The organism is Acidiphilium sp. PM (assembly GCF_000219295.1).
GTDB lineage: Bacteria > Pseudomonadota > Alphaproteobacteria > Acetobacterales > Acetobacteraceae > Acidiphilium > Acidiphilium multivorum.
Genome location: NZ_AFPR01000463.1, coordinates 1 through 7,175 on the forward strand (window position 1 = coordinate 1; position 7,175 = coordinate 7,175).

5 protein-coding genes, 1 tRNA gene and 1 pseudogene are annotated in these 7,175 nt (G+C 56.1%); 3 read left to right on the forward strand and 4 right to left on the reverse strand.

All coding sequences use genetic code 11. The features are described 5' to 3' along the window. Positions 1-43: 43 nt before the first annotated feature. From APM_RS20475 to APM_RS14080, 4 genes are all read right to left on the reverse strand, one after another. A complete protein-coding gene (locus tag APM_RS20475; RefSeq protein ID WP_007424034.1) occupies positions 44-643 on the reverse strand; it encodes a hypothetical protein in 600 nt (199 codons plus the stop codon). A gap of 262 nt (positions 644-905) precedes the next feature. Beyond that, on the reverse strand, positions 906-3,059 hold the full coding sequence (locus APM_RS14075) for an AAA family ATPase (protein WP_011942046.1): 2,154 nt from the start codon (positions 3,057-3,059) through the stop codon (positions 906-908). Then, positions 3,029-3,214: a helix-turn-helix domain-containing protein gene (locus tag APM_RS23130; protein ID WP_081432881.1), complete on the reverse strand. Its 186-nt coding sequence runs from the start codon at positions 3,212-3,214 to the stop codon at positions 3,029-3,031. The genes APM_RS14075 and APM_RS23130 overlap by 31 nt, the downstream gene beginning before the upstream one ends. Before the next feature lie 253 nt (positions 3,215-3,467). Continuing rightward, the gene (locus APM_RS14080; RefSeq protein ID WP_007424036.1) at positions 3,468-4,706 is read right to left on the reverse strand and encodes a site-specific integrase; all 1,239 of its coding nucleotides are present in this window, start codon (positions 4,704-4,706) and stop codon (positions 3,468-3,470) included. A gap of 138 nt (positions 4,707-4,844) precedes the next feature. Between APM_RS14080 and APM_RS14085 the strand changes: the two genes are divergently transcribed. The 3 genes and pseudogenes from APM_RS14085 to APM_RS20490 form a co-directional block, all read left to right on the forward strand. Beyond that, positions 4,845-4,935: transfer RNA gene (locus APM_RS14085), tRNA-OTHER, on the forward strand. A gap of 88 nt (positions 4,936-5,023) precedes the next feature. After that, positions 5,024-5,266, forward strand: coding sequence for a hypothetical protein (locus APM_RS22735; protein WP_241763166.1), 243 nt, complete (start codon positions 5,024-5,026; stop codon positions 5,264-5,266). Between the two features lie 1,318 nt (positions 5,267-6,584). Continuing rightward, positions 6,585-7,175 (forward strand): annotated as a pseudogene (locus APM_RS20490) (hypothetical protein); the annotation flags it as partial.

The window sequence follows — 7,175 nt, forward strand, 5'->3', positions numbered from 1 at the left end:
CCGGTCAGGCAGTTTGCGGAGAATTTGCGTGATTTCAGGATCGTCATTCATCCCAAGTCTCGCACAAAATGCCGCGCTCGTGAAAACGCTCTGCCCATGCCGATGCATGGTTGGTATCGCACACGAGGATCACACGCGGATCACCGCCTAGTCGGCGCTCGATGGCACGGCGCAAGGCGGCAAGATATTGCCCCGGTTGAGCGATCACGGCGGCGGACCAAAAATTGGTTGCCGACAGCCAGTCATAAGGCTGATCCGATAGTGTGGCGTCTATCACACCGATCCCGCACCTCAGTTCCGATCCAGGCCATCCCACGTCATGATCGGGTTGCAGGGTCAGGATCGGCATGGTTGATGCCGATACCAGCGGCGGCGGGGTCCAGAGTTCGATTCTAGGTGTCAGGCTTAGCGTGTGCCTGATCTGCACAAGGGCCTCAATGCGCGCCCGCTCGGCAATCGGGCGGCTTTCGTAATCGGTCCATTCGGACGCCGCGAACCCTCCCGGAAAAGTCATTGAGGCCGGGGGCCATGATCCGTCATAACCCCACGGCTTCATAAAATCCGAGTTCGTCGGCGGGCCACCCTGGGCACGACGGAACGGTGAAAATGGTTTTGGCAGGGGGGGATCGTTAAAATCATTCATATTCAGAAATCCTAATGTAAAATTGAAAACAGACAGGCGGACGGACAGGACCGGACAGACAACCCCCTTACAGGGGGGTTGTCCTGTCTGTCCGGCAGCGTGTCCGGGCTTTGTCCGGTGCTTGTCCGGCTGTAACCCGCAGGAAACCGCCATTTTTTGCATTTTTGAAAATGGCTTTGTCCGGCTTTATCCGTCGTTTTGTCCGCGTAACGGACAGAGCGTTTTGTCCGGTAATATTTCAGAATGTTACAGGATTTCGTGTTCATTGGACGGTTCCCAAACTCTCGTGCCAGTTGGGGGCAATACCCCCTGCCGTTCCCGAGAGGCGGGCTAAGCCGTCCGCGACAACCACCGCCCCGGCCTCAGTCAGTTCTTTAACCGCCCGGCGAAATGCCTTGCGCTTGCCGTCGAGACTGGCAGAGCCGGGATAGCGCTTAACGAAAGCCCCACACCATTGTTCCTCGGCCATCCCCCCGTGCAAGAGACTGTCGAGCGCGATCTGGGCTGCGGGCTTGAGCGCCTTTTGCGGACCCGGCGCTTCGGCTGGAATTGCGGCCGCGCCCGTCACGATTGTTCCATCTGGCCCAAGTCCGATAGGGACTGATTTCAATTTATAGTAAACCGGCGGCGGATCGGCACGGTTCCGCATTTTGACAACCTTGATCGAGCCGACGCCGCTCTCGTCACGCCGAGCGATCATTTCACAATCGACCGCCCCGAGAAACGCGGTGCTGCCTCGGGCGCGGTCCGCTCCATGTGGCAGGTGGTGGAGCATCAGCACTGCCGCGCCGGTCTTGGCCCGGATTTCGTCAATGGCTCGAACAATCAAAGCTGTGTCCGAGGCCGAGTTTTCATCTGCACCCGCGCTTGCCCGAGCCTGCGTGTCAATCACGATCAGCCGGAGAGGCGAGCCGAAATCCGTATCGGTGATGGCATCGAGCAAGGGGCGCCATTCTGGCTCGACCGCCAGCGAAACGGAATCTGCCATCATAAATAGCGGAATTTCAGTCTGTTTCAGCCCGAGTTCGGTGCAGGTTGCCTCGACACGAGTTTGCAAGTTCGCTGCACCCTCAAGTTCGATCACGAGGACTGCACCCTGCTCGACCGCGTGACCACGCCACGGCAGCCCGCCGGCAATGTGAGCGGCCCAATCCACGGCAAGCGTCGTTTTGCCGCAGCCAGGAGAGCCATTAAGCCGCAGAAACTCGCCAAGGCCGAACCATCCCGAAATTAGTTCCCGCTGCCTGATAGAGTGATCGAGCAAGGCAATGCGGCTGATCTCGAACCGCTTGCGCGTCACCGGCGGCGGGGAAATAGGGGCTGCCTCCGCGCTGAACGCCTCTTGCGCCCGCCCCAGCCCCGCCGCCCCAACATACGCGCCGATGTCATCAGGGCGTGCACCGTGTTCGCCGCAGTATCGGAGAACTTCAGCCTCACCGATCCGGCGTGGGTTTTGAGAATCCCATTTTTCCGCCAATTCCTCCGGCGAAGTGACCCCATCGGTCCATTGCGCGGTGACGTGCTCGGCAGCCTCGAACCCAAGATCAGGGCGCTCCACAAACGCGCCTTTCACTGCCCGAAGCGTCGAACTCCATTCCGGCTCTCGCATCGAATGAGGGCCGGTTTGCATGAGCAGGGAATGCAGCGATTCAGGATCGAAAGCGGTCAATTCGGCAGCGGTTTTAGCCACCGGCGCGGCGAGAGATTGGATTTCGTTTGAAGTGATCCCTCCTGCCTCGAAATCGACCTGCTGGTCTAGGAAACCGCCTTCCACGAAATCCCAATGTTTGGGCTTTTTTGATACGAAACCGAAAAAATAAGACTGCGATAAAGTCCATGATTCATTTGCCAAAACCTTACCGCCGAGGGCTTGATCCAGCCGGTCCACAAGCCCCTTGTGGCGATCACGCGGCTGCATGTCCGCCAGCGGACAAACTACCCGCCAGCGAGGCGAATCAGGCGTGTGCCGTGCTGTTGCGTAAATGAGTGCCCCGATCCCCGCTGCGGCGAGGTGATCTCGCGCATCTTCGATGGACAATTTTCCGGCATCGTAATCGGCAACGATTGCCGAAATTCCTGAAACATTCCCGTCATGTCGCAAACTGCCCCTGCCGGTTTTCGAATCACCGAACCGGCACCCGGAAATTAACGGCAGGTCATGTTTGGATTCTGCCTCGGTGCCACAAAGTCGTTCAACTAATTGCGCCATCGACATCGTCACTTGTTCAGCAGTTGTGCCGGTGACGCTATGGAAAAATGTCAGGGCAATTGGAGTTTTGGACTTGACATTGTCCGTATTATTTGCTATTAAATTCATGATCATGCCTTTTAATTTAATTTGACTGACGCCCCTGCCCGAAGCGCATTCGAGCAGGGGTTTTTCTTTTAGTGTCGTTCTTCGCGGGCAGCGAGCCACTGATCGAGATCGGTTTTTGGGTATCCCAGTCGCCGCGTCGAAATCCTGACCCGTCGAGGTCCGCGCCCATCCTCGATCAACCGTTCAAGAGTTCGTTTTGAAAATCCAACGTATTGACAGACTTCGCGAGTAGTTAATAAATTGCGTTCAATCATGAAATCATCCTTTTTGTAATTGACGCCATAGTGCGTCTTGTAATTTTACTAAATTTTTCTAAACGCACCTATAGGTAAGCTGAAAATAGTTCTGTATTGATAAAACAAATTTTGTGACTTCAGCTTTCATCCCGAAATTCCAAAACAGGATTTCGGGATGAAACATGCCGAAACATCATTTCAAAATGAGCCTCCGCAGGTTGGAAATCGCCCAGAAATGTCAATACGTCGAGATATCACTTTTTCGTGATATTCAGGCGCGAAGCGCGATCACGTTGCCAGCCGTCGTGCCCCCTGCCGCTGCGCTAATCACGTGCGATGCCCATGCGTCGAGCGCGCGCTCACGTTCCGGCAGGAACTCGGCGCGCTGATAGACTGCCGCGACGCCTTGAATGGAGCCGCTCATATGGTTCAGCAGCTTGTCAGCTACGTGGGGGGGAAAGCCTGCCCCTGCCAGCCAAGTCACGCCAGCGCGGCGGAAATCGTGAAACCGCCAATCGGCAATGCCCCTGCCCAAATCGGCCTCAATCGCGCGATCAATGGCCAACTTGAAGCCGCTAAAACCGGAAATCGGGCGTTCGCCCGTTGTGGTAAATAGGAAATCCGAGTTTTCAAATCGGGGCAGGGCGCTCAGGATTCCCCGCGCCGGTTCGCTCAGGTGAACGACATGCGACTTGCCATTTTTGGCGCGATCAGCCGGTAGGCTCCATGTTAAGCCATCGGCAGCGATCTCGGTCCAGCGCATCGAGGCGACTTCATCGCGCCGTCCCAGCGTCAACATGAGCATCCTGGTGAACTGCCCGGCAGGGTAATCGAGCAGCGCCGCCGCCCGCCATATCGCGCCGATCTCGGCATCCGTAAGCACGCGGTCGCGGGATTTTTCTCGTGCGGGGCGCTCCAATCCTGCAAAGGGGTTCATTGCCAACCGCTGCCGCTTGCACGCCCATCCGAAGCAGGCGCGGGCATAGGCGAGCAGGCGATTGCCCGCTACAGGCCCGGCGGCGGCTTTTACTCGGTCCAGTGCGGCAACCGCCTGTCGCACCGTCATGGCGGATGCAGGGACCGTCAGAAGATGCGCGAGATGCGTCCTGAGAGCGGCGGCGGCGACCTTTAAATAACTTGCCCGACGGCTTTCCTGCCGATCCGCAACCCAAGCTGCGATCAGTGCTTCGACCGTGAAGGCGGCTTCGCTTTGCGCCTGCCGGGCCGCTTCATCCTTCGCCCGTCGTTCGGCAATCGGATCACCGCCACTTGCCACTTGCCCCAGAATTGCCCTGGCCGCGTTGCGGGCGTCAGCCAACGAGATAACGCCATGCTTTCCTAGCGAAACGCGCCTGACGCCTGTAGCGCCTCGGTACTGTGCCAGATAGGTCTTTGAGCCGGTGCTGGTCACGCGAACACCAAACCCCGGCAATTCCTCATCGAAAAAGAGAGCGTCTTTCCGTCCTTCGGGGCAGGTCAGGGCGGCAATTCGGTTCATCGTGAAGCGCATAAAATTCCAATCCTTCCGACCACAAGATTTTTGTTTGCGGACTCACTGCGGACTCACCGGCGGTTCGGCTCGTGACGCTTATTGTCGTACAAAATCTTATGCTTGTCAATTTATGCGGCTTTTATCAATGGGATATTTGAGTCCTGAAATCTTAAGTCGCTTGATGACATGAGATGTCACGAGACTTTTAATCTTGGGGTCCAGGGTTCGAATCCCTGCGGGCTCACCAGTAAGGCAATCACTTGGTCGCTAAAGAAGTCCCCTGCGCGGAAATTCGGGCAATATGCCCCGAACGGCCATAGCGCTGGGCAGATCTGATGGACGATCCGCGCGATCTTCTCCTCGATGGCTCCGGTGGCTGCGTCGATCTTCGGGTGCCGCGGCTTCGCTGCCAGAAGATCCCGATCACTGGACAAGTAGAGCGTCAGCCAACGCAAGCCGTCGTAATGACTGTGGAAGAACCGCCCCTCCTGGTGGCTGTGCACGGGATCTCCGGGTCGCCGAGCAACAAACCGACGAACAGCGCCGCGATGGCCTCTGGGTCGGAACTGTTGCGATGATGCCGACGGCGCCTCGCGCTTCAGTTCCAGCGACTATAGCGAGGACTTGGCGGCCAGCGGTGCGCAGCCTGCCCGCCGCGCCCTGACCTCGCTGGCGCGAATTGCGCGCACCGGATCGTGTCGCAACTTCCGATCATCGATCACGTCATCGCAGCCAGGCGCATTGCGGGCGCCGCGCTGGGGTAACAGGACCACAGATCGTTCTTGATGTGATTCGTGGGGCGCTAGAGCACTTTCCGATCCTTTTGGATCGGATGTAGTGCTCTATCATGCTGATAAATCGAGCATTTTTATCCGATCAGATGACTCCATCTGATCGGATGATGCTCTAGTCGGTGAAGCGGGCGGCGAAGCGTTCGGTCAATCTGATCGCCCGATCGCCTGCTCCCGGCGGCTGCACGTCGGCATCCTGGGAGATCGATCCGCCGGCGAACCCGATCGCGACTGAAGAGCTGCAAACGGTTCCCCTCTCGAATTTCTCCGCGACGACGCTCTGTCCGCATCGGGCGCACTGCGCTGTCTCGTATAATTGCTTTGCCGCAGATCAACTTTCGCCGATTCAGAACCTCTGGGCGCACGCCTGCGTGAGAAATGCAGGTTAGTGAGTTTTGCCTTTGGCACATTCCGATCCTTCCTGTTCGGATGATGATCTGGCCGCAGCGCAACTGCTTAACGGCCCGTTGCGTTAATGATAACGGAACGTCATTCTTTCGATGCATGTCCATACGAATTTGATCGGCAATATGTATATAAAAATATCTAACAAATTCTATACTATTATCAATATCTGTATGCATAAAAATCGTGAAGCGCGACGGCGCCTAAAATCGTATCATTAGTATTATTTTTTAACGTTGACCTCCATCGATACATCCGTGATAGTTAATTTCGAGTTAGTGATTCGGTCTACTCATTCCATTTTCGAGTTTTTCATTTTTAATGAGACAAAATGCTATGTTGTTTGAGAGTTCTTAACAATGAAGCAAACTAACAATTTAGAGATATGTCATCTATTGTTAGAATTGAGGTCTTCTCAGGCTGCTTCTGGCTACATTTATCAGAATGATTGTCATTTTGACCGTTCCGTCTCCGCGGTGCTCGGGCCCTGGGGTGGCTGCGCGCAGCGTTCCTTGATCGCGCGACGGTTCGCGCGGAGGTCAACTCCATCTTCACCCACAAGATTTTGCGCCGGCCTGCTCCGGCGCGTGGCTGGGAGCAGGCGCATGCAGCTTTACAATTCGAATTAAAGGCCGGTTGAGTCAGGCTGGTCGTTGTCAATTTAGGCATGCATTTCCTTTAATTTAGTCAGGATAGAAAGATGTCAGGTTCGATTACTGTAAGTCCCGCGACGGGAAGCTACGGCGATGTTGTTTTGAGCGGAAATTATCAAGACCCATCGTCACAAGACTCGTCAGAAGATGATTCGTTTCTTAATATCGTTGATACATCTTCTGATGATACGTCTTCATCGAGTGGCGTTACTCTGGTTGCCGTTCTTGTCACTTCGAGCGGCCACTATACGCAGATCGGCTCTCTTTATATTTTTGGTGATTCCAGCACTTACGACGACAACTCGAATAATGATCCATTTACACTAACCGTTTCCTTGCCTGCCGGAACGTATTCCGTAAGCACAACCTCTGGAACGGATCTTTCGAGTCTTAAAGCTGGTACGATCGCTTTCATTGATCCGTCCTCGCCTGACCAGGTCACGGGCTATGTGACGTCTCTGTCAATTTCACCCGTAGGATCGCTGGGCCCGACCGGCCCGACCGGCCCGGCGGGCGCGACAGGCACAACAGGTGCCACCGGCGCAACGGGCGCAACCGGAGCCACGGGTGCCACAGGCGCCACGGGCGCGACGGGTGCCACAGGCGCCACGGGTGCCACCGGCGCAACGGGTGCCACC